This is a genomic window from Acinetobacter parvus DSM 16617 = CIP 108168, from assembly GCF_000368025.1.
Lineage (GTDB): Bacteria > Pseudomonadota > Gammaproteobacteria > Pseudomonadales > Moraxellaceae > Acinetobacter > Acinetobacter parvus.
In genome coordinates, this window is record NZ_KB849210.1 from 263,086 (window position 1) to 289,508 (window position 26,423).

A 26,423-nucleotide genomic window follows, 5' to 3' on the forward strand; every position below is an offset into this window, starting at 1 on the left:
GTAGCAAAGTTTAGGCAATTGCTGAACCTGAGCAAAAGCAGAGCACGGTTTTAATCATCGCATAAAGGGAAATTCAAGGGCAAAGACACAAAAAAACAGCCCTGATGGGCTGTTTTTGGATCACTGAATAATCAGTTATTCGATACGTTCGCCATGTTGGCTTAGGTCAAGACCCATACGTTCGTCATCAGCGCTGACACGGATACCAATCACCAGATCAATCACTTTAAGGATAATGAAAGTCACAACACCACTATATACGATTGTTGCTAATACACCTTCAATTTGAACCCAAAGTTGGCCAGCGAATGTCGGAGCAAGTACAACACCAGCAGCTTTAATGATTTCGTCACTGTAGAAGATACCTGTTAATACGGCACCCACCATACCACCCACAGCATGTAGACCAAAGGCATCCAATGCATCATCTGCTTTAAGTAGGCGTTTCAGTGCAGTAATCCCCCAGAAGCAAACCACGCCACCGATCAGACCCATCACCAACGCACCCCCGACACCAACGAAACCAGCAGCAGGTGTAATCACAACCAAACCAGCAACCGCACCAGAAGCACCACCAAGAACTGAGGCTTTACCACGAACGACACGCTCAACCACCAACCAAGAGAATGCGGCTGCGGCTGCGGCAACTTGAGTGACTAGGATTGCCATACTTGCACGAGCGCCAGCGCCTAATGCGCTACCACCGTTAAAGCCGAACCAGCCCACCCAGATCAGGCTTGCACCCACAACAGTTAAAGTCAGGTTATGTGGCGCCATTGACTCACGGCCCAAGCCTGTACGTTTACCCAGCATATAAGCAGCAACCAGACCAGCAACACCTGAGTTGATGTGAACTACTGTGCCACCAGCAAAATCCAGTGCGCCTGCCTTGAATAACCAGCCATCCGCTGCCCACACCCAGTGTGTGATTGGTGCGTAAACCAGAATCACCCAAACTGCGATGAATGCCATGAATGCTGAATATTTCATACGGTCTGCAATTGAGCCGCTAATAATCGCAACAGTAATAATGGCAAAGGTCATTTGGAAAATAACAAACAGGCTTTCAGGAATAGTTCCACTCAAGGCATCGAATGCAACACCATTCAGAAAGGCTTTCGACAAGTCGCCAAAGTATGCGCCAGTACCAGAGAACGCAAGTGAGTAACCTGCAATCACCCAGATCAAGCTGACCAAAATTGCCGCAGAAAGGCTGAACATCATGGTGCTCAGTACGTTTTTCTTACGTACCATACCACCGTAGAACAAAGCCAGACCTGGAATGGTCATTAACAGAACCAACGCTGTTGAAACCAGAATCCAAGCCGTGTCACCTGTATCTGCTGTTGGTACAGCTTCAGCGGCAGGAGCAGCTTCCACAGGAGCTGGTGTTTCTACTGCAATAACTTCTGTTGTTGTGCCATTATCAGCCACAGCTAGAGTTTGTTCAGCAGTGACTGGTGCGGATGCAGCATCTTCTGCCCAAACCACGGCAGAGCCACCTAAGAGTGCGCCAGATAGACTGAGCGCCATAAGCATTTTTTTCATTCGTGTCCCCCAACCTTATTTTGTGAGCTATTTCTCTTATTTCTAACTCAGCAAACTTTATGCCAATTTAGACAGCATCTGGCCCTGTTTCACCAGTACGAATACGGATGACTTGTTCTAGATTGGTGACAAAGATTTTTCCGTCACCGATTTTTCCTGTGCTTGCGACACGGGTAATTGATTCGATCACCGCATCAACCATTTCATCGCTAATCGCAATTTCAATCTTTACTTTTGGTAGGAAATCAACCACATACTCTGCACCACGGTACAGTTCTGTGTGACCTTTTTGACGCCCGAAACCTTTGACTTCAGTTACGGTAATCCCTTGAACACCAATATCAGAAAGTGCTTCACGCACGTCATCCAATTTGAATGGTTTTACAATTGCAGTTACAAGCTTCATGTTTGTTTTCCTTCGGCTTATTTTCACCAGTAAGGTTTTATATTCAATTTTCATGCCAATATTTAAAGGTTGGGGGTTTTTAAATACTGGACATAAGCTTTCTTTATAACCTATTTAGCCTTGAAGATGTAGATACCCAATCGAAAATAAGTTTCAATTGCGACTATTTAGCTAAATTTATCAGTCAATCATCCAGCCATGATGCACAAGGCTATGGGAATGCGGTGAGCAGTGATACACTGGGCAACAAATACCCATAACCGATTGAGCACTTTATGATTGAGACACTTTTACAAGCCATTTTGCAGCAAGTTGACCAGCCGAAAAAAGATTTAGAAAAAAATTTACGTGCCCTCCTGAATGAAAGCATCGAAAAACTGGACCTGGTTTCAAAACAGGAGCTGGATCGTCAGCGAACAGCACTGAATTTGGCCAACCAGCGCATGAGTGAGTTACAACAGCAAATGAAAACACTTGAAGAAATGGTGCAGAACAAAAAATAAGCACCAACTCAGTGCAACCAATACTGAACAATGACTAAAAATAAAGCACCATGATGGAACAATAACAAAATGTCTTTTGCCAAAATTTACACGAGAGGCTTACTGGGGCTACATGCCCCTCAGATCGAAGTGGAAGTCCATATCAGCTCAGGCCTACCCTCCCTAACCATTGTGGGGTTGCCTGAAGCCGCAGTCCGTGAAAGCAAGGACCGCGTCCGCTCTGCGATTATCAACAGTGGTTTTCTTTTTCCAACCAAGCGTTTAACCATTAATCTGGCACCCGCAGACCTGCCCAAGGATGGTTCCCGTCTGGACTTGCCGATTGCACTGGGTATTCTGATCGCCTCTGGACAGTTACCTGAAAATTGTACCGATGGTTTTGAATTTATTGGAGAACTGGCACTGGATGGGCACTTACGCCCTGTTTCAGGAACATTGACCATTGCCATGGCTTGCCAACAGGCACGACATCGCTTGTTACTGCCAACCGCTAATCTCGATGAAGCCAGCCAACTGCCTGAATTTGAAGTGTATGCAGCCAGTCATTTACAGCAGGTGTGTGCACATTTTCTGGGCAATTCGCCACTAAAAGCTGCACCACAAAAATCAATGACGGCATCCTCACGTTATCCATTTGACCTTGCCGATGTCAAAGGACAGTTACGCGCCCGCCGTGCGCTGGAAATTGCCGCGGCTGGTGGACACTCATTATTATTTAAGGGGCCGCCAGGCACAGGTAAAACCTTGCTCGCCTCGCGTTTGCCCTCTATTTTACCGCCATTAAATGCACAGGAAAATTTAGAGGTTGCCAGCATCTACTCAGTTGCAAATGCTCAGCACACTTTCGGGCAAAGGCCGTTTCGCGCACCACACCATACTGCTTCGGCAATTGCATTGGTTGGGGGTGGTTCACAACCCAAACCAGGTGAAATTACCCTGGCCCATTTAGGTGTGTTATTTTTGGATGAATTGCCTGAGTTTGACCGAAAAGTGCTTGAGGTTTTACGCCAGCCACTTGAATCCAAAGAAATTGTCATTTCTCGCGCTGCAAGGCAAATGACCTTTCCAGCAAATTTCCAGTTTATCGCCGCGATGAATCCCTGTCCCTGTGGCTATGCCTTTAATCAGGACAGTCGCTGCCAATGTTCACCTGAAAGTATCCAACGCTATCAAAACCGTATTTCTGGCCCATTGCTGGATCGTATTGACCTGCATATTGATGTACCGCCTTTGCAGGCAAATGAATTACAAGAACGGACACCGAGTGAAAACTCTGAAACGGTGCGTCAGCGGGTGATGAAAGCCTATCAACAGCAAATTCAGCGGCAGAAATGTTTAAATCAGGCACTTTCACCTACTTTGCTGGAGCAATATGCCTGTCTGGATGACAGCTCAAGCAAAATTATTGAGATGGCCCAACAGCGCCTAAATCTTTCAGCACGTGCCTACCATCGGGTGTTACGGGTGGCACGAACCATTGCGGATTTGGCAGAAAGTGAAATCATCTCAAGTTCACACTTGACTGAAGCACTGTCTTATCGGGGTAATTCAACCTAAAATCAGGCCATAAAAAAAGCGACCTTAGAGGTCGCTTTGATTTTTATTGTTATTAGAAAGCGTAAGCCAGTCCCAACACAACCTTGTTCTTTTGTTTGATGTCAGTACGGTCATAGCCACCCAGGATGTAATCCAGACTCCAGTTTGCACCTGTTTCACCTAAAGCATGAGACAAACCAAGCGTTGCATGACGGAAAGCAAAAGTGTTTTCTGTTTTTGCAGTGAACTCATCATCATCCCCATAATAATAAGCACCAATCTGCGCCTTACCTGTAAAACCAGCAGGCAAGGCAGGTGCATAAGTCGCAAGGAAATAGGTGTCACCCTTATTACCGAAAGTAACGTTGTTGAGTAGCGTTTGAGCCGTTACGGTGAGTTCTTTATAGCTTAGACCCAGGAAAGTTTCATATCCTGTTGATTCCCAGCCAGGATAGTAATAATAAATTGTTCCACCAACTTGATAGCCTAGATTATCTGTGATTTTGCCTTTATAACCTGCATAAAAATCACTTTCAAAAGAATCCCTTGAGTTTGTATCGCTACAGCCATCTGGGTTTAGGCAGGCATATGAATAATCCAGGGTTGAAAACCAATAACCTAGATAGAAACCATTGTAGCCATAGTCCAGTCCACCCTGTACAGCTGGACCACTATTTTCAGGTGCATTGGTAATGCCACGTAAATTATAGCTGGATACAGCACTAATATTACCTGTGACTTCACCTGGGAATGGAAGCTTACTATCCTCAGCCAAAGCAAAAGTTGACATTGCAGCCATAACACTTAAAGCAACAGCCTTGCATGCAAATTTCATCATATTGATCTCCCCCATATTATAGATGTTCAACTGATTCATGTTTTGAATTGCATCACTGTGTAATCAGCAAATGCTGTGCCAGTTTTTATGGAATGCAGGGCCTTTAGAAAAAATTTTGTACAATAATATCTTTTTATGTTAAATAACAATTAGATATAAAAATTAATTATGATTACCCCTCCTGATAAATTTTAACATTTACTCAGGATTTGCCGACATGGGGCAGTAATAGTGTGCGCTCATGGAGAATGTTGGCACATGAAAACGGCGCTTTTTTTTAGCGTTCCTGTGCGCCGTAAAGGTGCAGGGATGCTTTTCCCTATACTGAATGGGTAACTCACATTAGGTGAATTTCGGATATAAAAAACAGCCAGCATATGTGCTGGCTGTTTTCTTCGCTAGAGGAGCTGGCAAACCTTTATAAATAAAAGTTCAACACATCCCTAGCCCCCATTAGAACGCCTTGGTTAAGGTAAACACCGCACCCGTTTCTGTACCGCGTTTGTATGGTTGGGCATTGGCATCAATATTGGTGCCAATCGCAGCCAATTCAGCAGTCAAGCCAGAAACAGACTTCACGTTATAGGTGAGGCCCACTTTCCAGTCAACATAGGTGTCATCTTCACTGCCACTGTCGCTAAAGTCGTAGTTATCCACCTTGGTATAGCCAACGCTTGCCACACCACCAAAGCCAGCGGCAAACGGCACATTATAGGTTGCATTTACATACCAGCCATTCTCGTCCAGACCAGCAAAGTCATTGGTATAGTTGACTGCACCCAGCAAGCTGTCACCAGAGGTCAATACATCCTTGAATCCAAGTTTTGCGTAAAGCTCAAGCCAGTTGATATCTGATGCGCTTGGATAACCGTAATACCATAGGCCAACATCCAAAGTGGGTTTGCCTGCAAATGGCAGTTCAGTTGCATAACCAACATATGGGTCTAGCTCAAGATGTGGATCAGCACCACCAAAATTTACATTGGAACCCCAGACACCCGCATAAAGGCCTGATTCATGCGTTAATGCAAAGCCAACTTGCACCGCAGGGTCATTTTCAGTTTGGGTCACACCACGATAACGGTAATCTGAAGTTAAGGCAGCGGTTCCTGCAAAGCTTACACCTGCCTGAGACAGCGCATTCGATTCTTCAGCCATTGCCAAAGTTGAAGCCATCGCCATAACACTTAACGCCACTGCTTTATATGCAAGTTTCATCATTTGATCTCCCCATGATGGATATTTGACTGATTTATGTTTTAAATTGCATCAAAATGTATCTTGCAAAGGTTATGCCAACTCAACAAAAGACAATAAAATCATATATTTGTATTATTAAAGGACTAAAAAGCATTTTCACTTTCCCTATTTATAAGCTTGATGCAGGATTTCGGCTGAAATTTGAACCATTTAAAGGCATATAAATAAAACCATACTATTTTTCGCACAAAAACAATGCTTTTTTAACCCATGAAAACCGCTGGAATGATTGAAACTTATTATTGCAGGCCCTCTCCAGATAAAATGTTCAATAAAAATGCAAAAATGCGCCAGATGCAATCGACCCAGATAGGGTTAAGCACCAATACCATTCATCGGGATGGTATTTTTTACTAGCCAAATGAGCTAATTTCAACCAAGTAGTAAATAAATAATTAAATTAAAAGAAAAAATACATAAAATAATCACGTGTTTTATTAAAAACAGGCCAGAAAAAATCCATCAAAAAAACAGTCAACAAATAAATTTAAAGTTAATAAAAATCAAAGTATTAAATTCAAAAAATCATTATTTTTAATAAAAAATAAATCATAATATTCTATAAATATTTTATTTAAAAATAATTAAATTGTTTTAATAAAAATCTATCTTTTTTATGCATAACTTATACAATTGGTCAAAATTTCAGTTTCTCTCCCCAAATTTGTTATTTACGAGGCTTACCATGCCAAAGGCACAGAAACTTATATTGGCGGTTTTGATTAATGCCGCATTGATCTCCTCAACATATGCAAGTGAACAAAGCGAAGCAAAAGGTTTTGTTGAGGATGCAAATGGTTCAGTATTGTTCCGCACAGGCTTTTTAAATCGTGATAAAAAAGACGGTTTAACAAATGATACAAGCTCAACAGCGCAAACTGCCATTTTTGATCTTCAATCTGGTTTTACAAAGGGTATTATTGGCTTTGGTGTTGGCGTAGTAGGTGATACATCTTTTAAGCTTGGTGCGAATAATAATACGGGTAATCAAATGATTCCTGTAGATGATCGTGGATTTGCTTATGATCATTGGGCTCGTGGTGGTGCCAATGTGAAAGCACGTATTTCCAACACAACCGTGACTTATGGTACACAGGTATCAACACTTCCTGTCATGGCAAGTAATCAAGCCCGTTTAGTACCTGAGTATTACACAGGTGTTTTCGTTGAAAGTAATGAAATTCCAAATCTAAATGTGGTTGCAGGTAAGTTCACAAAAAACCAAATGTCAAACCAAATTAGTACCGATAAAGATGTGACAGGTCAAGGGCTTGATCGTGCAGTAGTTTGGGGTGCTAAATATAAATTTAATGATCAACTCAATTCATCGTATTATGGCTTAGATGTTCAAGATAAGCTAGAACGTCATTATGCCAATGTAAACTTTACCCAAAGCTTAAAAGACAAGAGTACCTTAACACTTGATGCCATGGGTTATCATACAAAATGGGATAAAGATGCGCTCACTGATTCACATACCACAGATGATCTAGCAAACCGTAAAAACTCGATTTGGGCTGTTTCAGTGGGCTATGGCAAAGATGTACATAACATCATGCTTTCTTATCAAGATAACACAGGTAATACTGGGTATGACTATGGCTATAATGCTGATGGTTTACAAAGTATCTATGTGCCTAATTCCTATTTAGGTGACTTTAATGGTAATGATGAAAAATCTGTCGGGCTACAATATAACTATAACTTTAAAAATCACGGTTTACCTGGTCTAAACTGGACAACTGCATTTGTTTATGGCTGGGATATTGATATCGCTAAAATAACAGATCGCTCAAAAATCATTGACCAAGCCGAAGAACATGAGTTGTTTAACCAAGTCAAATATACAGTTCAAACAGGTGCATTGAAAGATGCAAGCCTACGTGTTCGCTATTCTTACTTACGTTCAAGTGATACCTATAATAATGTTTCTGGTCAATATGTCAGCAATGTCATTGGCTCAACCAATGAATGGCGTTTGTTCCTTGATATTCCTGTGAAACTATTCTAATTCAATTTAGATCAACTCATAAAAAAACCGCCATTCAATTGAATGGCGGTTTTTTTATGAGCCTGATTTTAGGGTGATAAAATCAGACTTTATCTTTTAAAATTATTTTTTAGCAGCTTCGATTGCTTTCAACACTTCAGCTTTTGCAACATCAGCATTTTCCCAACCACTGATTTTTACCCATTTACCTGGTTCTAAATCTTTGTAATGCTGGAAGAAATGCTCAACTTGACTGATCAATAAAGGTGGAAGATCGGTATATTCTTTCACATCTTTATAGAGAGGAGATAACTTCTCATGTGGAACTGCGATCAGTTTCGCATCGATACCACCATCATCTTCCATGTTTAGTTTGCCCACTGGACGGCAACGAATCACAGAACCCGCAGCAACAGGATGTGGAGTTACAACAAGTACGTCTAATGGATCGCCATCTTCAGACAATGTATTTGGTACATAACCGTAGTTAGCTGGGTAGAACATTGCTGTACCCATGAAGCGGTCTACAAATAACGCATCAGAATCTTTATCGATTTCGTATTTGATTGGCGCTGCATTTGCAGGAATCTCAATGATGACATAGATGTCATTTGGTGCGTCTTTACCCGCAGGAATATTGCTATAACTCATATCAACACTCGTTTATCTTGTGAACTTAGATGTAAATCCGACAGATTATAGCGTGAATACCATAAAAATGATGCTAGATATGCTGAGCGTTAAAGAATTTTATACTCAACATCAATTTAGGTCACTTTAATCGTAATCACAAACAATAAAATTGGACAAAATATTGAAAAAAACCAGATGATTGAGCGCAAGGTCGCTAGATTGGCCAAATAACATATTCCATAAATAATGCGCAATACGATATATGCCCAGCCTAAGCTCAGAATAAATTTCTCCGGCACAACCATATATTCGGCCATTAAAATTGCAGCGATAAATAAGGGTAGACTTTCAAAACTATTCTGTTGTACTGCATTGGCTCTGGCGGCTAGACCTGTCGTTTTCGCCAAAAATTCACGCGGATTCTGATTATCCTTTGCTTGGAAGCCACCTTTTGCTTTTGCAATCAGGGTAAAAACATACGGCAACAAACATGCGATGATAATCATCAATATAATGCCGCTAATACCTTGCATGCTCACATCCATCATTTGAAGTTCTGCTGATCATGCTATCATAACTCATAATCTATTGAATTTTCATTTGTGCTTGTTCGCCAAGTGTTTCCTTTAAATATTTTCTTTGTGTAAAAGTTCTGTTTTTTCATACTGTTTTAAGGTCAAGTTATGCAACCTCAAAATCAAAAAGAAATGTTTGATGTCCTTGCCAAACAACGGCAGCATCAGCTTTTAGTTGACCGCGCGCTGAAAGTAGTGTTGCCCATCATCGCATTTCTACTCAGCGTGATTTGTGCCAACTTAAACTGGCAGTCTACATTGGGAACTTTTGTGGTGCTGACCATTGCCTTTTATGCGGTGGGAATTCAGCGTTTCACTCTTTGGCACTGGCTAGTGGTGATTGCGCTGTATGTCTTTGCGGACAATTATTTTAGCTTTAATGGAATCGACCCGAGCCGCTTGCGTTTTCAGCTTGCCACCATGCTGGTATTTGTAGGAATTGTGGGAATTGGCCGTCCTTATATTGATCGTTGGTTAATGAAATCTAATCATAAATAAAAAAACGCCGCAATTGCGGCGTTTTTTACAGCACAGCTTAAGCTGGTTTACGTAAATCTTTACGCAGGATTTTACCAACGTTTGATTTAGGTAGTTCTTCCATAAACTCAACATAACGCGGGCATTTGTAGCCAGTTAGGTTTTGTTTTGCATAAGCAAGCACTTCTTCAGTGGTTAAAGATGGATCTTTCTTCACAATGAACAACTTCGGCACTTCGCCTGATTTTTCATCTGGAACACCAATTGCAGCCACTTCCAATACTTTCGGATGTTTTGCAATCACTTCTTCAATTTCACTTGGGTAAACGTTGAAGCCAGATACCAGGATCATGTCTTTCTTACGGTCTACGATCTTGAAGTAACCGCGTGTGTCCATGACACCGATATCGCCAGTACGGAAGAAGCCATCTTTCGTCATGACTTTTTCAGTTTCATCAGGACGGTTCCAGTAGCCTTTCATGACTTGAGGACCACGAATCGAGATTTCACCCTGTTCACCCTGAGCAACTTCATTACCATCATCATCAAGCAATACCACTTCAGTCAACGGCAATGGAATACCAATTGTGCCACTGAACTCTGTGGTTGTTGGTGGGTTTGCTGTCGCAACTGGTGAAGTTTCAGACAAGCCATAACCTTCAATGATGATGGTACCTGTTACTTTTTTCCACGCTTCAGCAGTCGATGGTAATACAGCCATACCACCACCCATTGCCATCTTCAATTTGCTATGGTCAAGCTGTTTGAATTCTTCGTTATTCACCAGAGCATTGAACAATGTGTTTACTGCCGGGAAGAATGAAGGCTGGTATTTACGTAATTCGCCAACGACTGCTGGTAGGTCACGTGGGTTTGGAATCAGGATATTGGCTTGACCTTTATACATACCGTAAAGCGCGCACACCATGAATGCAAAGATATGGTAAAGCGGCAATGCACAGACAATACGATCATCTTTAGAACCGTCACCTGTGCCAAATTTACTTGAGAAAATACCATCACATTGTAATAGGTTAGAAACCAAGTTACGGTGTGTTAACTCAGCACCTTTAGAAACACCTGTGGTACCGCCCGTATATTGAAGTACAGCCGTATCGCTTAAAGTCAGGCTTGGACGCTTGTAGTTGCTTGGGCTCACTTTGTTCAATGCAGTGTTGAACTTCACATGACCAGGGATATTCCATGCTGGAATTTGCTTGCGGACCTTGCGTAAAACGAAGTTTACGATGGTGCCTTTAAGCGTCCCCAACATATCCCCCACAGAGGCAACAATCACATGCTTCACAGGTGTTTTGCCAATAATGCTTTGATATACGCTGGCAAAGTTTTCAATGATCACCAGTGCTTCAGCACCTGAGTCATTTAACTGATGGTCAAGCTCACGCGCTGTATAGAGTGGGTTCACGTTCACAAGGACCAGACCTGCACGGAACACACCCAATGCCACCACTGGATACTGGAATACGTTCGGCATCATCACCGCAACACGCGATCCTTTTTTCAAGCCCAGACTTTGCAGGTAGGTGGCAAATTTACGGCTGGCGACTTCTAATTCATTATACGTTAAAACTTTATCCATAAAGATAAAGGCATCACGTGAACCAAATTTTTGGAAATTGCGTTCAAAAATATCAACAAGTGAGGTGTTTTCAGCAGGTAGTGCAACTGTTTCTGGAATTCCTGTCTTTTTGTATTCAGCAAACCAAATCTTTTCCATAATGCCATTATCTCCGAGTGGTAATCCTTAAAAATAGTAACAATGTTACTTCCATGACAAAACATTTTTTTAACTTTGTGAATTGCCGTGTCAATCTATTCAAACAATATGAATACATTGTCATATATAACGTATTTATATCACAGAATACTAGCCTTATCTCTGAATGAGGAGTCTATTTGCTTTTTGATATCCTCGTGGTAAAAGTTGCCCCTTTGTTGCTCTTTTTCCTATATATTTTTGGAGATCATCCCCTTTCAGTTTTAAGTGCTGTTGTCCTGCAGCGACTTGGATTATTTCATCTAACGTCAGGGTTGTCATGGATAAAATCTGCTCTTTTTCCTCAAGTTGTATCAACTTGTTACCTTTTCCTTTGTTCAGGACAGGCAGTTCGGCCAAGTCAATGATGAGTAAACGGCCTGATGAACTCAGGATGGCGGCATGTGTGGCCTGCTGAACTGGAAGTAGGGGCAAGGCCGTTGCCTTGTCTGCAACCGTCAAGAACGCCTTACCTGCCTTGGCATTGGTATCCAGTTGTGCGGCCTGGGTTTTAAAGCCATAGCCATTTGAACTGACGGCAAGTAGCTCACTGTTATCATCTGCAATAAAGACCTGAATAAACGATACGCCACTTGCAGGTGCAAGCTTGGAACTTAAGGGCTCACCCAAACCACGTGCGGATGGCAAACTGCTGATTGGCAAGGCATAGCTACGCCCTGTCTCATCGAGGAAATACACCCGTTGATTGGTTTTACCGACTGCATGGCTCAAGTATTGGTCACCCGCACGGTAATTCAGGTTGGCCGCATCAACTTCCGCACCTTTGGCGGCACGTACCCAGCCAGCCTCGGACAACACCACCGTCACAGTTTCGGCAGGCATTAAATCCTGTTCCTTAATCTGGACGGCATCCGCACGCGCAACGATTGGCGAACGTCGGTCATCACCAAATTTTTTCGCATCTTCTTTCAGTTCATTGATAATCAGGCTTTTCAATGATTCTGGATTTGCCAGTTGTTCACGGATAATGGCTGCTTTTGCTTCCAACTCCTCCTGCTCACGGCGGATTTCCATTTCTTCAAGCTTGGCCAAATGACGAAGCTTGAGTTCCAGAATGGCTTCGGCCTGAATATCGTCAATACCGAAATGCTGCATCAACACAGGTTTGGGCTGGTCTTCCTCACGGATGATGCGAATCACGGTATCAATATCAAGATAGGCAATTAAAAGACCTGCCAGGATATGCAAACGTTTTTCGATTTTATTTAAATGGTACTGCAAACGGCGAGTCACAGTTTGCTTACGAATCTCAATCCATTCCAACAAGATTCGGCGAATGGATTTGACTTGCGGACGGCCATCTGCCCCAATCATGTTCAGGTTGACGCGATAGCTGGATTCCAGATCAGTGGTGGCAAATAAATGGCTCATCACCGTTTCAGCATCGACACGGTTGGAACGCAATACAATGACTAATCGCGTTGGATTTCGATGATCCGACTCATCACGAATATCTGCGACCAGAGGTAACTTCTTGGCAATCATCTGATCAGCAATTTGGGTCACAACTTTAGAGCCTGAAACCTGATATGGAAGCTCCGTAATCACGATTTCATTTTTTTCTACCGTATACACTGCACGCGCACGATAGCTACCACGCCCTGTGGTTTGAATCTTTAACAACTCTTCAGGCGGGGTAATGATTTCAGCTTTGGTCGGCAAATCTGGTGCAGGAATATATTCCGCCAGTTTTTCATCAGTGGTTTCAGGGTTACGAATCAGTGCAATCGTCCCTTTCACCACTTCACGTAAATTATGTGGTGGAATATCGGTTGCCATACCCACTGCAATACCCGTCGTACCATTCAACAGAATATTGGGAATACGGGCGGGTAAAGTGATTGGTTCTTTCATCGAACCATCAAAGTTGTCCTGCCATTCACTAGTGCCCTGTCCCAACTCGCTCAGCAACAGTTCACTGTAGGCAGACAGTTTGGCTTCGGTATAACGCATTGCCGCAAAGGATTTTGGATCATCAGGTGAACCCCAGTTGCCCTGCCCCTCAATTAGCGGATAGCGATAGCTGAATGGCTGGGCCATCAATACCATCGCCTCATAGCAGGCAGAGTCACCATGTGGATGATATTTACCCAGTACATCACCTACGGTACGTGCGGACTTCTTTGGCTTGCCTGTTGATTTCAAGCCCAGTTCACTCATGGCATAGACAATACGGCGCTGTACGGGTTTCAGGCCATCACTGATATGGGGCAATGCACGATCCATAATCACGTACATGGCATAGTTGAGGTAAGCTTGTTCTGTGAATTCGGCTACGGAGCGGTTTTCTGTTGCATGATGTGCAAGGCTGGTCATATCAGCAAGTCATATAAAAAATTTACTTAATGTTATCGTAAATGCCCTTGCGCTGCTATAACCGCAGCTCATATGCGGAGAAAGCATTGTGACAAGTCTTTGTTGTTGTTTATGCGTCAAGTGGTGTCTTGTCAATGCTCATCCGTTGAAGATGCAGACTCAGCATCATCTTCCTTATAAATAAATTTTGGCATTTCCAGACCAAAATAAATTGCAATCACGCGCAAGGTGAAACCAAACACCAAGGTAAAAATTACGGTAAGGTCATGTGGTAGTCCAACCTCTAGACAGACCCAATAACAAATCACGGCAACAAAGGAAATACTGGCATACAGCTCACGACGGAACACTAGTGGCACATCATTACACAAGATATCGCGCAAAATACCCCCCGATACCCCTGTTAAGACCCCAGCCACGGCGGAAACCACAAAACCATGCCCCATCGACAAGGCAATTTGACAGCCAATGATGGTGAAACCAATTAATCCCATGGCGTCAAGCAATAAGAACACACTGCGTAAATGTTTCATCCACTTGGCGATAATAATGGTGACAAATGCCGCACAGCAGGTCAAAACCAGATATTCAGGATGCTTGACCCAGGTTAAAGGATAATGTCCCAGCAACACATCACGCACGGAGCCACCACCCAGTGCAGTGACACAGGCAATCAGCACCACACCGAACCAGTCCATACTCCGTCGCCCTGCCGACAGTGCGCCTGTCATGGCTTCCGCAGTGATGGCAATGATATAAATCACGGTGAGCAACATCTGCCTACATCCTTAAATCAGGCATAAAAGTGTGCGCTATTTTAAGTCAAACTTAGATGAATTGCGCACAGCATTGCTTAAATTTTTTCCCCGAGCCACAGACACAGGGTTGTTTCATGGTGATCTGCATAGCCAGCGTTGGATCAAGAAAATACCAGTGTTGCTGATGCAACACAAAATGTGAAATTTCATGATGAATGTGTTGCTGTTTTCCATCATGGTAATAGGCCTTGAATTCTACCAAGGCATGGCTTTTATCAAGCTTGGGCTGGTGTTGTACCACTTCCAGTTTCAGCCACTGATTCGCCTGACTCCAATCTGCAATCGCATCACGGTCTAAAAAAACCTGCTGCCCCAAAGCCGTGGTTTCCAGAATGTAGTCAATCTGCTGCAAGGCAAAGGCGCTATAGCGTGAACGCATCAATTGTTCGGCCGTTTGGGCCGTTTTCTGTTTCAAATGCAGGGGCTGGCAGCACACCACATATTGCCCCTGCCCGCATGGACAGTTTTCTAAGGAGGTCATTTTCAACTCTCAAATAAAAATAGCCCTGAGAAAATCTTGTACAACAAGATCAAACTCAAAGGCTATTGAGATGGAACTTAATTACTTCTCTGCTTGTTTCTCTTCCGCGATAATGCGCACTTTCTCAATCTTGTGTCCATCCATGGTCACCACTTCAAAGCGGTAGCCATCTGCTTCAACCGTCTCACCATTTTCAGGTAAACGGCCCAAATGGAACAAAAGATAACCCGACAGAGTTGAGTATTCCTCACTTTCATCTACAAGGTCTTTACCCAGAAGCAATGAAACATGGCGAATATCGGTTGAACCTTCCAGTATCATGGAACCATCTTCAAGGCTTTCCGCCGCCGCTTCAAGTTCGTCCTCATCAGGGAATTCACCCGCAATCGCTTCCAGTACGTCAATTGGTGTGGCAATGCCCTCAATCGAACCATATTCATTCAGTACGATTGCCATTTGCAAGGGTGCCTGACGCAGTTGCTCCATCACCATCAACACCTGCGCATTTTCATGCACAATCACAGGTTCACGCAGATGTTTACTGAAATCAATCGTTCCTGTTTCAATGTATTCATTGAGAATTTTATGGGTCAGTACCACACCCTCAATATTATCCAGCTCACCCCGTGCAATGATCAGGCGTGAATGGGTCATTGCCATCAAACGTTCTTTCAATTCGGCTGGGTCAGCCGCAAGGTCAAGCCATTCCAGCTCAGGACGTGGTGTCATCACTGATTTTACAGGACGCTCAGACAGCCCCAATACGCCCTGTACCAGTACGCTGTGATACACGCCATTGTCCTCATCAAACACTTCCTTGGCGTAGGCCTGTGTCGCCAACACATCTTCAGACTCGTTGTTCTGCCCTTCACCACCATTGCCTTTACTGCCCAGCATACGCAAAACAGCCGATGCGGTGCGGTAGCGTAAATCTGTGGTGGTGACCAGTTTCTCCTGATTGCGGCGCATGGTTTGGTTGACTATTTCGACCAGTACAGAGAAACCAATCGCTGCATAGAGGTAGCCTTTCGGAATATGGAAGCCAAAGCCCTCCACCACCAGTGAGAAACCAATCATCATCAGGAAGCCAAGACACAGGATCACCACGGTTGGATGCTTATTGACGAAATCCATCAGTGGGCGTGACGCCAGCAGCATGATACCAATCGCAATGGTCACTGCGATCATCATGATGGAAAGCTCTTTCACCATCCCCACGGCAGTAATCACGCTGTCGAGTGAGAACACGGCATCCAGCACCACGATCTGAACCACCACCATCCAGAACGCGGCATGGACAGGGTTTTCTTCTTTTAATGCCTGCTTGCCCTCAATCCGTTCATGCAGTTCCATGGTTCCCTTGAACAAGAGGAACACACCACCGAACAACAGGATGAGGTCTCGACCTGAGAAAGCATGGTCAAATATATGAAATAGTGGTTCGGTTAGGGTCACTACCCATGCAATAGATGCGAGCAGCACCAGACGCATTAGCAAAGCGAGTACTAAACCAATTCTACGGGCGGCGTTACGTTGGTGAGGTGGTAGTTTCTCTGCCAAAATGGCAATAAAGACCAGGTTATCAATACCCAGTACAATTTCAAGTATAACCAATGTCGCCAGACCAACCCATGCAGAGGGGTCGGACATCCATTCCAGAATCATTGAGCTGACTCCTCTGCAAAATTGGCAGTGTTATGATGAAATTGAAAATCTAAAAGGTCGGCACAGGTAGCCAAAACATTTTTTATAGGAAAAAAGAACAAAGCGGAGCGACAACAACCACTACTCATAGAGGTACATAGATTAATAAAAGGATTTTCAGTATAGGCAAGATTGAGGTGAAATTCATCATTTTTATAAGCATGATCTTGGTAATTTTTTTCTAAAGTTTACAGAGAAGCTTGTATGGAAAGTGTGCATCAAACTGTCATAAAAGTCATTTAACCTAGACAACGACAGTGAAAATGATAAGGTAAAAATAAACTGAATGAATAGTATTGTAAAAATGACTGAAAACAACGAAACATCTCCCATCAAAACTACCCAATCCCTGATTGCCTTATATTGCGGTTCCCGTACAGGCAACAAACCCATTTACCGTGACACAGCCATTGAACTGGCCCAGCATATTGCCACTCAGGGTTTCGGAATCGTCTATGGCGGGGCCAGCATTGGCCTGATGGGTCAGGTTGCCGACACCGTGCTTGAGCATGGCGGTGAAGTGGTGGGGGTGATTCCCGAATTTATGCTGGACTATGAAATTGCGCACAGCCAGTTGACCGAACTGCATATCGTCAAAAGCATGCATGAACGCAAGGCCTTGATGGCGGAACGTGCCAGCGCCTTTATCGCCCTGCCAGGCGGATTGGGAACGTTCGAGGAGATTCTGGAAATCGCCACCTGGGGACAGCTCAACCAGCACCAGAAACCGATGATTATCTATAACGTCAACCGTTTTTATGATGCGCTGATTGCCCAGCTTGACCATGCCGTTGATGAGGGCTTTTTACCGCCCCAGCATCGTGCCAAACTGATTATTTGTGAAAATCCAGAACAAATCTCTAATGTCATCAAGAACCTCAATGCACCAACACACATTGAAGTTTAAACATCACCTATAAAAAATGCGGATCAATCTAGATCCGCATTTTTATGTCTAAATTTAATATAGATTTACTTGATAAATGCTAGTGGTACCACTCACCTCATTACCCACAACCAATAGTGGCTTGCCATTTGGCGAGTCTTTGGCAGAGATAAAGATTAGACCTTCTGGTCCAAGATCACCATGTGCAGACAATGCCGTCGACGGATCAGCCTGATCCCATACTTCTCGTGTATTTAAATAATCTTGGAAAATTGGCTGTTTAGGATTACTGACATCAAATACCATGACCCCACCCATACGCTCAAGTCCTAAGAACAAGAATTGTTTGTTGCCAATTTTGCCAATCGTCAAGCCTTCAGGTTCAGGTCCTTTATTGCTGCTACGTCCGCCTAATGTGTTGCCTTTTTCATGATTGCTATTGAACCAATCTTGGCATGGAATATTCCGTGCTTTACCAAGTTTACATTGATCACTATTCAAATATTGTTCAATGAAATCACCCGAGTCATAAGCGATTTTAACTTGATTTTGTGTATCCCAAATTGAGAATGAGCGTCCACCCAACAGGTACAAGTCGTCGTACATCAAATAATCGGTAAGTGGATTACCATTGATACCAATTTTATCGCCAGCTTTTGAGTAATACACAGGTTTACCATTTTCAGTTTGGTAACCTTGTGTCCAGGTAATTTTTAAACGGCCCAATTGCTTGTCATCTCGGCAGTTACCAGCATCACCTTTGCTCGCACCACAGTAGGCAAAAGTGGTCGGATTCAGGTGCGCACCAGCAGCTAAATCACGTAATTGTGCAGGAAGATCATCGGCACAACGGCGATCAAAACCATCCTTGTGCACGAGATGTTTTACGCGCCACTCTTCAACGAATCCTTTGCTATTGTCATTGTCACAGCGCTGCAATTTATTCTTTTCAAAGTCTTTCAGCTTAGTTAGCCCAAAATATTCGGCTGTATTTTCACCCCATGCACGCGCATCACCTTCATTTGCAGAAATTAAATAGGTTTTTTTATCCGCGGCAGTATAAGCAGCAATCGCATCAGGATGATAAATCCCTTTAAGTCCATTCCATGCCTTGATCATAATATCTTGAACTGTTTTTTTACCGTCAAAATCACTCACATCCAAAGCATTACTTGAGTTTTTATTTGGATCCAGCATCGACTTAAAACCACTGTCGCTAAGCCCGTGATCTTTGAATCCCATTGCTTCAATCGAAGTCACCGTTGCCGTCGCAATATCTAAAACCGCGATCGCATTATTTTCTTGTAGTGCAACCCAAGCGGTTTTACCATCATCCGAAACTGCAATATATTCTGGCTCTAGATCTTGAGCGACTGTCGCATTCGGTCCAAAAATACGAACTCCTTTGGCAAGTAACGCATCTTTTTGACTATTAAACGCTTTAAAATCAGCAGTTTTGACTTTTGGCTTGCTGATATCAGTCACATTGATCACACTGACAGAGCCTTCTGGATCGGTTTGATAATCATCAGAGGGTTCACCTTCATTGGCCACCAATACCGTTTTCCCATCTGGTGTGAACGTCAACATATCGGGTAAAGCACCCACTTGCACATGGCTTAGACGTTTAAGATCACTCGCTTGATAAAAGGCAACAAAACCAAGATCTGTTTTATTCGCAGCTTCAACAGCCAAAGCAATAATGCCATTTTGGATGCTGACACTGTTGACCTTTGCACCTTCCGCGATGTCATCAACAGTTAGTGATTGTAAATAAGTTGGCTTAGCTGGATCAGCAAGATCAAGTACATCTAATGCCCCCAGCTCAGCATTGACCACAAAAACACGTTTTGTCGCAGGGTCATAGGCAGGAATTTCAGCTGCACTCTTTCCAAAAACACCTGATTCATATCGGCTTAAAAAGCTCAACTGAATTCGCTCTGGTGTAGGCTCTACTACTTCAGGTTTAGGATCAGGATTTGATGATTTTTCTGTTTTGTCATCATCATTACACGCCACCAACCCCACTGACAGCATTGCAGTGAATAACACTGAAATCTTAAATTTCATGATCAAATTCCATAGATTTTATTTTGTAGAGCTAATCTAGTCATTCGAGGTGCAAATACGATGACATTTTCATGTCAGTTCGATGACGAGTCTTTGACAATTTTGGGCTTTATTTCAAATACAATTCTATTAAACTAAAGCTGATATTTCATACGTCACCACTCATGACAACAACCACTCATCAAGCCGTACAGCCTGAATTTCGTTTATTGGTGCTCTTGGTTTCTATCGGCTTTTTTATGCAGGCCTTGGATACCACGATTGTCAACACGGCGATTCCTGTGATGGCAATTCAGCTCAATGAAAATCCATTACAAATGCATGGGGTAATTGTTGCCTACGTCCTATCAGTTGCTGCTTTTATCCCATTAAGTGGTTGGTTGGCAGACCGCTTTGGTATCCGTAATACTTATCTTGCTGCTATGGTGATTTTTAGTCTGGCATCACTCGGTTGTGGCCTGTCTCAGACCTTAGATCAACTCTTGATTTGTCGTGTTATTCAAGGGATGGGCGGCGCATTATTGATGCCCGTTGGACGCTTGGCTTTACTTAAAATTATTCCACGTAGCCAATTTCTTTCAGCGATGAGTTTAATGAGTCTGGCTGGTCTCATAGGTCCTTTGATGGGACCAACTTTGGGTGGATGGTTAGTCGAAGTTGCCACGTGGCACTGGATTTTCCTTATTAATCTCCCCATGGGTGTGCTTGGGGTAATCATGGCGCTTAAAGTCATGCCAAATCAAAAAGAACCAACCGTCAAATCCTTTGATCTCGGTGGATTTATCTTATTGATGATTGCTATGGTGGGTCTGTCGCTTGGGATTGAGAATATCGCTGCGCCACAATATTCTGGTTGGATCAGCATCAGTCTACTGGTAATCGGATCTTTAGCAACGTTTGGCTATGCGTATCATGCACATAACCATCAGAATGCCTTGTTTCATGGACGATTGTTCCGCCATAAAATTTTTTCAATTGGCATTTTAGGCAATTTCTTTGCACGTTTAGGTAGCAATGCAATTCCTTTTATTTTGCCATTGATGCTACAAGTCGCCTTTGGTTTTGAACCCTTTATCACAGGTTTAATGATGATTCCACTGGTATTGGGCTCATTATTTTCTAAACCGATTATCCGCCCTTTGATCCAGCGTGTTGGCTATCGTCGTTTTCTACTAACCAATACCGTTCTGGTTGGATTATGTATCGCCAGTTTCGCCCTAATGACAGCAACAACCCCACTATGGCTTAAAGTGCTGCACCTGTTTATTTTTGGTACACTAAATTCGCTGCAATTTGTCGGGATGAACACCCTAACCCTGAAAGACCTGCCGCAACAGGATGCCAGCAGTGGCAACAGTTTCCTTTCCATGATCATGATGCTATCCATGAGTATTGGGGTGGCGTTGGCAGGAACCTTGATTAATGTGTTTGGTCAGCATTTCTCAACCGCTTCCCTCACCACTGCGTTCCATGCCACATTAATGACACTGGGTTGTATCAACCTGGTCACCGCACTGGTATTTTGGCAAATTCCAAAAGAAATGGCAGACTAAATGCGTGAAAAAATATAGCTGACGACATGGCAAAGAAACCTGTGAAACATCCACTCTCCCGATATTATCCAACCTATGCCAGTGTTGGCTTAGCTGTCATGCTTGGTGTGGTGAGCTATTTCGGCCTGTTCCATCAGCAGAAAGCGTCTGCGCAGGACTATGCCATTCGTGGCTTTGATGTTTCGCACCATCAGGGTGAGATTAACTGGAAAAAGATCTCTCCAGTGCAGTACCAGTTTGTCTATCTAAAAGCCACCGAGGGTGGCGACTTTAAGGACCGAAACTTTCAGGAAAACTGGCTTAAGGCACGCGAACAGGGCCTGCATGTTGGTGCCTACCACTTCTATCGTTTATGTCGGGATGGCAAGGTGCAGGCGGAAAACTTTATCGCTACCGTGCCCAACAAAGCAGATGCCCTGCCGCCCGTGATTGACCTTGAATATGATAGCAACTGTATCAACGCCTTTACCAAGGAGCAGTTACTCAGGGAAATTCAGGTCATGCATGACCAGCTACAGCAGCATTATGGCAAGCAGCCCATTTTCTATATTTCCAAGAGTTTTTACCATATTGTGCTGATGGGTAGCTTTATCAATACACCGCTTTGGGTACGTGATTATCAGGAACAGCCTAAACTGAAAGATGGACGACAATGGCTGTTTTGGCAACATACCCAGAATGGCAAAATTGATGGTATTGATAAACCTGTCGATTTAAATGTTTATGCCGACTCTCCCAAACAGTGGCGCATCTTTTTAACACAACAAGGCATTCAGGATGGCAAATGAGCTGCGCAAGATCATCCATATTGACATGGATGCTTTCTATGCCTCAGTTGAGTTAAGGGAACGTCCCGAACTCAAGGACCTGCCTGTAGTGGTGGCCTTTCATCATACCCGTGGCGTGGTCGCCGCCGCATCCTATCCTGCCCGTGTCTTTGGCCTGCGTTCCGCCATGTCGATGGGGCAGGCACGAAAACTTTGTCCACAGGTGATTGTTCTTGAACCGAACTTTGAGAAATACCGAGAGGTATCTGCACAAATTCACCAGATTTTTCAGCAATATACCCCACTGATTGAACCGCTGTCACTGGATGAGGCCTATCTGGATGTGACCGAGAACCTAAAAAACATCCCTAGCGCCACCGAGGTTGCAACACAGATCCGTGCCGATATTCTGGCAGCCACTGGATTGACCGCTTCCGCAGGCGTTGCCCCGAATAAGTTTCTGGCAAAAATCGCATCCGACTGGAATAAGCCCAATGGCCTGTTTGTGATCAAGCCCTCACAGGTACTCAGCTTTATTCAGGATTTGCCCGTCAGTAAAATTCACGGCGTCGGCAAAGTGACCCAACAAAAGCTTCATCATCTCAATCTGCACACCCTGGGTCAACTGCAACAAATTGATGAAAATATATTGATTCACCATTTTGGCAAATATGGCAAACAGCTCTATCTATATGCCCAAGGCATTGACCAACGCCCCGTCAAGGCTGAACGGGAACGCCAGCAAATTTCCAAGGAGATCACCTTTGATGATGACTACACCCTTGATCAATGCAGCCATACATGGCAGCCGTTGACAGAACAGGTCTGGCGTAGCCTGAATAAGTAGCAGTTGACGGCCCGTGGTGTCAACGTCAAGTTGAAGTTAAAGAATTTTCAGGTTTTACAGCACAGTAAAAGCTTTAAACAGCCCTTGCAATCGCAGCAGGACCTGTGGCAGGTGGTGTTGCAATTGCTGAATGAAATGCATATTGAACCCATTTTACAGTTTCGGCTGGTTGGCGTGGGCGTGTATCAATTACAGCAAGCCCAGCAGGAACCCCAGCTTTGCTTATGGTAATGGCGTTTTTTTACTCAAAAGCATGGTTTATGTTTAAATTTATGTTTGCTTTTTATGTGCTTTTCAGTACTCTAGCAGCGCAATCACATTATCCATGTGATTTGCTGATGCTAAAGAAATCCTCACTTTTAGCATCTGCTCCTGTGGTTGGCGTGACGATCAAATCCGAATATTACAGGGCACTTCTGGTGTCCTTTCTCAATTTCCCCACCCATAAAATTTTCAGGATTGCACTTTTCTCCCTACTGTGTTCAGCTAAACTGTATCCATACAATTAGAATATCTTGAATGCGCGAGACTTCTGCCTGACTCGACTAAGAGAGGCAAAAATTCAGTTGCTGAATCTTGGCAATATGATCATTTGCCCGCAGCAACACTCCATTTTATTTTTCCAGCAACGCAGGCTGGTTCGCATGGAAAGCTTTGCTGGCTGATTTATCCATTGGAGCGTAAAACCTCGGGGTTTAGCCCGAGGATATAAGCGACTGGCGTAAGCCATTAATGCGGTGTTTGCTGTTGTTGAATATACTGCTTAATAATCCCAATAGGCGCACCTGCGCATGATGCAGCGAAGTAACTAGGCGACCACAAGGCATTACCCCATAATTTGCTTTTAATTTCAGGGTGTTTGGTTCGTAAAATTCGACTAGATGCACCTTTCAAGCTATTTACCAAACTAGAAATAGCGACTTTAGGCGGATAATTGACGAGCAAATGTACATGGTCATGTTCACCGTCAAACTCTACCAACTCAGCTTCAAAGTCCAAGCATACACGCTCAAATACTTCACGCATCGTTTCAAGCATTGCTTTAGTAAAAACATCACGCCGATATTTAGCCACAAAGACTAAATGAACGTGCATATTAAAAACACAGTGTCGACCTGTTCTAATCTCTTGACTATAGCTCATAGACCAAATATATTTTAGGAATGAAAACACTCAAATTACGCATAAAAGACAAACATTGCAAGGTGCTAAATCAGATGGCATCTGAGGTGAATTTTGTCTGGAATTACGTGAATGATTTGTGTTTTAAACATCTACAACGAAAACAACAATTCTTTTCAGCATACGATATTGCTAAATACACGAAAGGCACATCGAAAGAATGTAATTTGCATAGCCAAACGATTCAGGCGGTCACAGAAGAATTAGTGACAAGACGCAAGCAATTCAAAAAAGCAAAACTGAAATGGCGAGTCAACAATAAAAAATCAGCTAGGCGTTCATTGGGCTGGATACCATTCAAAAAAGTTGCAATCAAATATGCTGATGGATATGTTCAATACGGCAAGCATCAATTCAAACTATGGGACAGCTACGGACTAAGCAAATACAATGTTAAAACAGGCTCGTTTGTAGAGGATAGTCGTGGGCGTTGGTATGTCTGTCTTGTAGTTGATTCAATTAAAACAGAGAAAACCAGCGCTAAAACCTCAATTGGTATAGATTTGGGATTAAAAGACTTAGCTACTTGTTCAGATGGTATAAAGCTCAAAGCTCCTAAAATCTATCGCCAATATGAACAAAAACTTGGCATAGCCCAACGAGCTAGAAATAAGAAACGTGTCAAAGCAATTCACGCCAAGATTAAAAATATACGTCAAAACATGTTGCATCAATTCAGTCATAAACTGGTGAATGAACATGCAGCAATCTTCATTGGCAATGTGAATGCCAAAGCACTAGCGCAGACCAAACTAGCCAAGTCTGTATTAGATGCCAGTTGGACAACACTAAGAACCATGCTCAAGTATAAATGCGAGAACGCAGGGGTATGTTATGAAGAAGTCAATGAAGCCTATACCACCCAAATTTGTTCGTGCTGTGGCTCACGCTCCAGTAGTCCGAAAGGTAGAGCAGGTTTAGGAATAAGAGAGTGGCAGTGTGTGGAGTGCGGTACGCTCCATGATCGGGATGTAAATTCCGCACTGAATATTCTTGCGCTCGGACATGAGCGTCTAGCAGTAGGAATCCCCGTCCTTTAGGTCGGGGAGGATGTCAAACAAAATTACACTGTGGCGAGGGGCATGCAGTACAATCATCCTATGTTTTTTTTAATTAGGTTACCATTATGTCTGTGCAACGACTACGTGTCACCTCACGCTATTGCGAAGTTGCAATTTCAGGAAATCAGGTTCATCTGGCTGGACAACTGGCAGATGACACCAGCCTGGATATTGGCGCACAGACCCAGCAAACCTTAGACAACATTGACCGTTTACTGTCTGAGGCAGGCACAGACAAAACCCATATTCTATCTGTGTTTATTTTCCTGAAAGACATTGAAAAAGATTATGCGACCATGAATGCCGTTTGGGATGCGTGGATTGCTGAGGGGCATCCCCCAGCACGTACCTGTGTGGAATCCAAGCTCTATGCGCCTGATGTTCTGGTGGAAATGACCGTCACGGCAGTGCGTCCAGACTAGGACGATTTCACCGCCAGAACGTTGTATTTTATCGCGCGCTCCGCCGCCTGTGGCATGGTCACTGGTGTAGCGGTTCTTGGTGTAGCACGCGCGAACAGATCAGGAATCAGGTCTTCCCGTAATTCCTGTTCAGTTGGAATCGCGCTGTAACGCAATACACGGTATCCAGCCAGTTCCAGCAGACTGTCCTGATAATGTTTTTGTTGCAGGCGATTGACATACGACTGGTCTGCGATCTCAATGATGGCAAGCACCTGATGCTGCTGGTCCAGCACCACAAAATCGGCAACCAGCCCCTGATACTTACGGCGGGTATGGGCAAACTTTGTGGTGAGCAAGGCATCAAAAGACACATGCGCCAATACGGTATGCCGTGGCAAAACCGCCTTTAAACGCATCAGGGTAATCTGTTCAGAAATATTCAGGATACCACGTCGTTTCAGTGGGCTGTCCTGACGCCGATTTTGGTGCAAACTTCGAACTGCAAATACTGTAATAAACAGTAGCGCAACTATTGTTATGAAATAATACATTTCTAACCAATCCCTTTAGATTTTTTATAATCATTTTGGCTTTGATGCCAATTTTTTTAATCAAGAGCGAGCGATAGTAAAGTCATTTTCGCAGTACAAACTTAAATTTTTTAATCGTGTTTGAACAGCCGACCAAAGTCGTAAAAGCGTCCTGCACCTTTATTTATAATCATCCTGCGGGGAATATTCAACTCGATATTGTCAGTATATGTTTCTATA

23 protein-coding genes and 1 pseudogene are annotated in these 26,423 nt (G+C 43.5%); 10 read left to right on the forward strand and 14 right to left on the reverse strand.

Annotated features, from left to right (window positions below; all coding sequences use genetic code 11):
* Positions 1 to 135 precede the first annotated feature (135 nt).
* Together F988_RS01920 and glnK are read right to left on the reverse strand one after the other, a co-directional pair.
* Complete coding sequence (locus F988_RS01920; RefSeq protein WP_004680780.1) at positions 136 to 1,548, reverse strand: ammonium transporter; 1,413 nt, start codon at positions 1,546 to 1,548, stop codon at positions 136 to 138.
* 67 nt (positions 1,549 to 1,615) lie between these two features.
* Entirely contained in the window at positions 1,616 to 1,954 is a 339-nt protein-coding gene (glnK, locus tag F988_RS01925) for a P-II family nitrogen regulator (RefSeq protein WP_000780326.1), read from the reverse strand.
* A gap of 275 nt (positions 1,955 to 2,229) precedes the next feature.
* Here glnK and F988_RS01930 point away from each other — a divergent pair, with 275 nt between their 5' ends.
* On the forward strand, positions 2,230 to 2,457 hold the full coding sequence (locus tag F988_RS01930; RefSeq protein WP_004680781.1) for an accessory factor UbiK family protein: 228 nt from the start codon (positions 2,230 to 2,232) through the stop codon (positions 2,455 to 2,457).
* 69 nt (positions 2,458 to 2,526) lie between these two features.
* On the forward strand, positions 2,527 to 4,014 hold the full coding sequence (locus F988_RS01935) for a YifB family Mg chelatase-like AAA ATPase (RefSeq protein WP_004680782.1): 1,488 nt from the start codon (positions 2,527 to 2,529) through the stop codon (positions 4,012 to 4,014).
* Positions 4,015 to 4,066: 52 nt separating this feature from the next.
* Here F988_RS01935 and F988_RS01940 read toward each other — a convergent pair whose 3' ends face one another.
* Both F988_RS01940 and F988_RS01945 read right to left on the reverse strand, forming a co-directional pair.
* A complete protein-coding gene (locus F988_RS01940; RefSeq protein ID WP_004674245.1) occupies positions 4,067 to 4,831 on the reverse strand; it encodes a TorF family putative porin in 765 nt (254 codons plus the stop codon).
* Between the two features lie 453 nt (positions 4,832 to 5,284).
* Positions 5,285 to 6,052, reverse strand: a complete 768-nt coding sequence (locus F988_RS01945; RefSeq protein ID WP_004680783.1) for a TorF family putative porin — start codon at positions 6,050 to 6,052, stop codon at positions 5,285 to 5,287.
* Between the two features lie 724 nt (positions 6,053 to 6,776).
* Between F988_RS01945 and F988_RS01950 the strand changes: the two genes are divergently transcribed.
* A complete protein-coding gene (locus F988_RS01950; protein ID WP_004680784.1) occupies positions 6,777 to 8,102 on the forward strand; it encodes an OprD family outer membrane porin in 1,326 nt (441 codons plus the stop codon).
* A 102-nt stretch (positions 8,103 to 8,204) separates the two neighbouring features.
* Here F988_RS01950 and ppa read toward each other — a convergent pair whose 3' ends face one another.
* Together ppa and F988_RS01960 are read right to left on the reverse strand one after the other, a co-directional pair.
* Positions 8,205 to 8,732: an inorganic diphosphatase gene (gene ppa, locus F988_RS01955; protein WP_004674242.1), complete on the reverse strand. Its 528-nt coding sequence runs from the start codon at positions 8,730 to 8,732 to the stop codon at positions 8,205 to 8,207.
* A 116-nt stretch (positions 8,733 to 8,848) separates the two neighbouring features.
* Positions 8,849 to 9,247, reverse strand: a complete 399-nt coding sequence (locus F988_RS01960) for an MAPEG family protein (protein ID WP_004680785.1) — start codon at positions 9,245 to 9,247, stop codon at positions 8,849 to 8,851.
* 150 nt (positions 9,248 to 9,397) lie between these two features.
* On the opposite strand from F988_RS01960, the gene F988_RS01965 reads away from it, so the two are divergent.
* A complete protein-coding gene (locus F988_RS01965; RefSeq protein ID WP_004680786.1) occupies positions 9,398 to 9,787 on the forward strand; it encodes a hypothetical protein in 390 nt (129 codons plus the stop codon).
* Between the two features lie 37 nt (positions 9,788 to 9,824).
* Here F988_RS01965 and F988_RS01970 read toward each other — a convergent pair whose 3' ends face one another.
* The 5 genes from F988_RS01970 to F988_RS01990 all read right to left on the reverse strand — a co-directional run bounded on the left by F988_RS01970 (position 9,825) and on the right by F988_RS01990 (position 16,844).
* The gene (locus F988_RS01970; RefSeq protein WP_004680787.1) at positions 9,825 to 11,504 is read right to left on the reverse strand and encodes an AMP-binding protein; all 1,680 of its coding nucleotides are present in this window, start codon (positions 11,502 to 11,504) and stop codon (positions 9,825 to 9,827) included.
* 156 nt (positions 11,505 to 11,660) lie between these two features.
* The gene (gene parC / locus F988_RS01975) at positions 11,661 to 13,880 is read right to left on the reverse strand and encodes a DNA topoisomerase IV subunit A (protein ID WP_004680788.1); all 2,220 of its coding nucleotides are present in this window, start codon (positions 13,878 to 13,880) and stop codon (positions 11,661 to 11,663) included.
* A 131-nt stretch (positions 13,881 to 14,011) separates the two neighbouring features.
* The gene (locus tag F988_RS01980) at positions 14,012 to 14,656 is read right to left on the reverse strand and encodes a trimeric intracellular cation channel family protein (protein WP_004680789.1); all 645 of its coding nucleotides are present in this window, start codon (positions 14,654 to 14,656) and stop codon (positions 14,012 to 14,014) included.
* A gap of 52 nt (positions 14,657 to 14,708) precedes the next feature.
* A complete protein-coding gene (locus F988_RS01985) occupies positions 14,709 to 15,179 on the reverse strand; it encodes a YchJ family protein (protein WP_004680790.1) in 471 nt (156 codons plus the stop codon).
* 81 nt (positions 15,180 to 15,260) lie between these two features.
* Positions 15,261 to 16,844, reverse strand: a complete 1,584-nt coding sequence (locus F988_RS01990; RefSeq protein WP_004680791.1) for a TerC family protein — start codon at positions 16,842 to 16,844, stop codon at positions 15,261 to 15,263.
* Positions 16,845 to 17,169: 325 nt separating this feature from the next.
* Here F988_RS01990 and F988_RS01995 point away from each other — a divergent pair, with 325 nt between their 5' ends.
* A complete protein-coding gene (locus tag F988_RS01995) occupies positions 17,170 to 17,790 on the forward strand; it encodes an LOG family protein (protein ID WP_004680792.1) in 621 nt (206 codons plus the stop codon).
* Between the two features lie 54 nt (positions 17,791 to 17,844).
* On the opposite strand, the gene F988_RS02000 is transcribed toward F988_RS01995, so the two are convergent.
* Complete coding sequence (locus F988_RS02000) at positions 17,845 to 19,839, reverse strand: choice-of-anchor I family protein (protein ID WP_004680793.1); 1,995 nt, start codon at positions 19,837 to 19,839, stop codon at positions 17,845 to 17,847.
* Between the two features lie 164 nt (positions 19,840 to 20,003).
* Here F988_RS02000 and mdtD point away from each other — a divergent pair, with 164 nt between their 5' ends.
* The 3 genes and pseudogenes from mdtD to dinB all read left to right on the forward strand — a co-directional run bounded on the left by mdtD (position 20,004) and on the right by dinB (position 23,237).
* Complete coding sequence (gene mdtD / locus F988_RS02005; RefSeq protein ID WP_004680794.1) at positions 20,004 to 21,392, forward strand: multidrug transporter subunit MdtD; 1,389 nt, start codon at positions 20,004 to 20,006, stop codon at positions 21,390 to 21,392.
* A gap of 26 nt (positions 21,393 to 21,418) precedes the next feature.
* Positions 21,419 to 22,180 carry a glycoside hydrolase family 25 protein gene (locus F988_RS02010; protein WP_004680795.1) on the forward strand — a complete coding sequence of 254 codons (762 nt, stop codon included), beginning with the start codon at positions 21,419 to 21,421 and terminating at the stop codon, positions 22,178 to 22,180.
* A 1-nt stretch (position 22,181) separates the two neighbouring features.
* Positions 22,182 to 23,237 (forward strand): annotated as a pseudogene (gene dinB, locus F988_RS02015) (DNA polymerase IV).
* 498 nt (positions 23,238 to 23,735) lie between these two features.
* On the opposite strand, the gene tnpA reads toward dinB, so the two are convergent.
* On the reverse strand, positions 23,736 to 24,149 hold the full coding sequence (tnpA, locus tag F988_RS02030; protein ID WP_004680797.1) for an IS200/IS605 family transposase: 414 nt from the start codon (positions 24,147 to 24,149) through the stop codon (positions 23,736 to 23,738).
* A 20-nt stretch (positions 24,150 to 24,169) separates the two neighbouring features.
* On the opposite strand from tnpA, the gene F988_RS02035 reads away from it, so the two are divergent.
* Together F988_RS02035 and F988_RS02040 are read left to right on the forward strand one after the other, a co-directional pair.
* A complete protein-coding gene (locus F988_RS02035) occupies positions 24,170 to 25,228 on the forward strand; it encodes an RNA-guided endonuclease InsQ/TnpB family protein (RefSeq protein ID WP_035329834.1) in 1,059 nt (352 codons plus the stop codon).
* An 86-nt stretch (positions 25,229 to 25,314) separates the two neighbouring features.
* Positions 25,315 to 25,671, forward strand: a complete 357-nt coding sequence (locus tag F988_RS02040) for a RidA family protein (RefSeq protein ID WP_004680799.1) — start codon at positions 25,315 to 25,317, stop codon at positions 25,669 to 25,671.
* On the opposite strand, the gene F988_RS02045 is transcribed toward F988_RS02040, so the two are convergent.
* Positions 25,668 to 26,204 carry a DUF2726 domain-containing protein gene (locus F988_RS02045; protein ID WP_004680800.1) on the reverse strand — a complete coding sequence of 179 codons (537 nt, stop codon included), beginning with the start codon at positions 26,202 to 26,204 and terminating at the stop codon, positions 25,668 to 25,670. The genes F988_RS02040 and F988_RS02045 overlap by 4 nt on opposite strands.
* Between the last annotated feature and the right edge of the window lie 219 nt (positions 26,205 to 26,423).